This is a genomic window from Pseudomonas sp. Sample_20 (assembly GCF_004307585.1).
Taxonomy (GTDB): Bacteria; Pseudomonadota; Gammaproteobacteria; order Pseudomonadales; family Pseudomonadaceae; genus Aquipseudomonas; species Aquipseudomonas atacamensis.
In genome coordinates this window covers 1-3,145 of record NZ_RCOA01000098.1, presented here as the reverse complement: position 1 = coordinate 3,145, position 3,145 = coordinate 1, and the positions used below count along the sequence as shown (strand labels likewise).

Genomic DNA, 3,145 nt, shown 5'->3' with positions numbered 1-3,145 from the left:
GCTCGACGCGAATTTGAAGGTGGCCTGTCCCCGTTTGTCTCTCGAAAGGTGGTCTGTCCCCATTTATCCCGCTGAATTTGGACACCATCCTTTAAAAGACTGGGGGGAAGAGTCTCTGACGTTGGAATGGCAGCCTGCAATCAGGAAAATAAAAGGCAGCAAAAGTCCGGCTTTAATCAATTTTCGCTTACCCTTTCAAAAAGTAGCGGCCAGATTTGTCGAGTTCAACAAACCTACCCCGCTACAACAACCATAAAACATCTACAACTCTTCAATACTTTCAATTACGCCAACAACTGCCCCCCGAGGCAGCAACGCCTCATGAACAAGGTTGCCAAAGTCCTTACTCCAGACCAGTCTGTCTGCATGCGCTGTTTTTTGAAAATAAATAAACAGACCGGCGCCCCCCCCAAAAAGGTGCACGTTATATCTTGCACGCCTTCTAAAATGGCGGATTCCCCTTTGAAGAAATAACGATGCGCGGAAGCAAATAATTCTTTTGCAGAAATCGCCGGATCACCCTCCTCTATATTTTCAAATTCCATTTTTGCGTAAAAGTTCACGGCAGTTTTAAGCTCGACTACATCCACCACATCAAGGAGCCTTTCCCCACAAACAAACAACGAAAACAATCCATTTACCCAGAAACATGAATCAGTCCAATCCCTCACGACATCAAACTGAATTGAGAATATAAACGGATCACCATAAATCATTTCAATCTTACTCCTAGTGCTTTTTGCACCGCCGCCGGTATATAACTAGCCGACAATTGGCTGCCGGAGCCCCCCCGTACTACCGTTCCAGTGAAACACACCATTAAAAAAGGGGACAGCCCCCTTTTTTTCCTATAGCGCTCCGCAACACTCAACGCAGGACAAACTTTCACGTATAGCTTCAGCCAATCACATTAAATGCAATCTGTTCTTATTTTTAAAAAATACGCGTTCTGCCCCCATCCACCGCCATTTCTCCGAACAACTTGCTAAAGTGGCCTCTTCCCGCGCTTGCTATTACGCAGCCCGCTTTACCAAAGAGACTTTGTCTCCGAAATCGCACATACCATCAGTAAACGTTAGGCAGCCATCATATTCCAACACACTAAGCCCACAATCTCCACAATCAAAGTAAATGCCCAAGCACCCTTCCTTCACCCCTTCAATACGGTACTCATAAATCCCTGATATTTTTTTATCTAAGTATTTGCGTAAAGAATTCACCACCCTCACGGGATAAGCAAATTCGTCATCAAGACTCTCGACTATTTGATATTCGGCCTCTCTCAAACCGTGCGAAAAAATTGCGACCCCTTCTCCAATACTTAATGACACCCAGCCCTGCAGATGTAGTTTAAAAAACAACACCAACACGTCACAAATCTTTTCCCTTTCGATATAAAAGGAGCGCGCGCGAAACTCACAAAATTCATCATCTAAATACATAACCACCTCTCAGAATTTTGAGGACCTTTCTGGAATTAAAGTATCAAACTCATATTTACCGCCTGGCAGCACTCTTAAACTAACGGTTCGATCCGTGACCTTACTATACACATGCACTAAATCGTAGTCGCCTCGGACTTGCGACCTGGGAATCAAGCTGCTTATGTCCGTTGCACTCTCGAGGGTAGCTTTGATATCAAGCTTTGCTTGATCGATCCCAGCTCTTCCTCGTTCGTAAGGAAGTCGTCCTTGTCCGATTTTTTCCCCAAGTTTTTTATTCAAATTGGTTAACTGGGACGTCATAAAATCTTCAACGTCCCCTAAACCGGTCACAGGTTTTACCCCGCTCGCGCCGGATGACAGGCTGAGGGCTTCAGTTCCCGAGTAGTTCTTCCAGTCAGGGTGATAAGGATTCGCCCTCATTCCATCCGAAATTTTGGTTATTACACCATCAGCACCTTTTGTGGAGGTAAGCAGTTCATCAGTCTTTCCAACCAATTTGCTCCCAGCCCCGATCCCCCCAGTCAGAATCGTCCCAGCGATTTCCGCATGATCACCCAGCATCGTTTTATGGTGAGAGTTCAGCTCGTCCGTGTGGTTCGAGTCTTGGAAGTCCTGAACAATCGCTCGCTCTTCAGCACTTAACCCGCCATTTGCATCGTAGTTTTCAAGCGCCAGGGTCCCTCCTTCAGCGGCGTTCGTCTGACCATTACACTGATCGAAACCCTCGCACTTGAACAGTTCGGATCCACTGGTTTTCGCGCTCAGTTTCGCATAGGTATCCTTCACTTTCTCTCGACAGGCTGCTGGATTTTCGCTAGCTCTACAGCCCTTCAACTCTGTGACGAGATCGTCTACTTGCTGATGATTCAGGAAGTTGTACTGTGTCGCGTTGTTGGCAACCCAAGAAGCATTTTCCAATGACTCTTGATCAGTATTGCCCAGCGCAGTTGCGGAGAGGACCCCCACTATCTGCGACCCCATGAGCAACAACTCGGGATTGCCCTTGAACCATTTGTTCATCTCACCAACAAGCGCTTCATTCGCACCAGCCGCCAACGCGCCTGTCGCAAAATCCCCGCCGGTCATCTCCGACAACAGCCCACCCACCGCCGCATGAATGATGATTTTGCCCGCTGAGCCATCATCCAGAACGCCCTGCGTGAGATCGCCCACCATGTTGAAGCTGAACGCTGCGACGGTATTGAACAGAGCCGTCTTCAGAACGTCACCGGCACTTGCATCGCCGCCGACTGCCTTGGTGATCAGCGCCGAAGTGCCACCCTGGATGATTTGGCTTCCAGCGAATCTACCGACGCCCTCCCACGTGGCTAACGACGGGCCGAGCAGCTTTCCGGTATTCGGATCGTATTTCATACCCGTCAGCTGGTTCAGGTATTCGGCCATCAATCCGGCTGTCACTCCGGAAATCACATAGCCCTTCAGTGCATCGGATGAAGTAACGTCCGCGAAAACCGCTCCAAGGTTTCCGCCGTTATTGATAAAACTGGTCGTGGCATTCGTGGCTGCACCTGTAGCCACAGCGGCGAGGCCTGCGGCCCAGGCTGTGCCCATGCTCGCGCTTAGCGAAGCGAACGCAGCAGGCCCGACAAAGGCAGCCATCACGATCGCAATAATCATCTGCGAAGCCGGGCCAAGCCCCGAGTTGCTGTATTTAAACGACTCGTGAATCTCCTTCACGC

Annotated in this window: 4 protein-coding genes; 1 reads left to right on the top strand and 3 read right to left on the bottom strand. The window is 49.1% G+C overall.

The window, feature by feature from the left end:
* Positions 1–256 (top strand): hypothetical protein (locus D8U70_RS27870; RefSeq protein ID WP_206663053.1); only part of this gene is annotated, 256 nt, incomplete at its 5' end.
* A 28-nt stretch (positions 257–284) separates the two neighbouring features.
* On the opposite strand, the gene D8U70_RS20555 is transcribed toward D8U70_RS27870, so the two are convergent.
* From D8U70_RS20555 to D8U70_RS20545, 3 genes are all read right to left on the bottom strand, one after another.
* A complete protein-coding gene (locus tag D8U70_RS20555) occupies positions 285–716 on the bottom strand; it encodes an Imm42 family immunity protein (protein ID WP_130929610.1) in 432 nt (143 codons plus the stop codon).
* Between the two features lie 297 nt (positions 717–1,013).
* The gene (locus D8U70_RS20550) at positions 1,014–1,442 is read right to left on the bottom strand and encodes a hypothetical protein (protein WP_041479757.1); all 429 of its coding nucleotides are present in this window, start codon (positions 1,440–1,442) and stop codon (positions 1,014–1,016) included.
* Between the two features lie 9 nt (positions 1,443–1,451).
* Positions 1,452–3,145, bottom strand: a 1,694-nt coding sequence (locus tag D8U70_RS20545) for a DUF637 domain-containing protein (RefSeq protein WP_241664676.1), incomplete at its 5' end; no start/stop codon positions are given.

What these genes read in the sequence shown, in the direction of transcription:
- D8U70_RS20555 (WP_130929610.1), bottom strand. Translation starts at nt 716, where the DNA reads ATGATTTATGGTGATCCGTTTATATTCTCAATTCAGTTTGATGTCGTG.
- D8U70_RS20550 (WP_041479757.1), bottom strand. Translation starts at nt 1,442, where the DNA reads ATGTATTTAGATGATGAATTTTGTGAGTTTCGCGCGCGCTCCTTTTAT.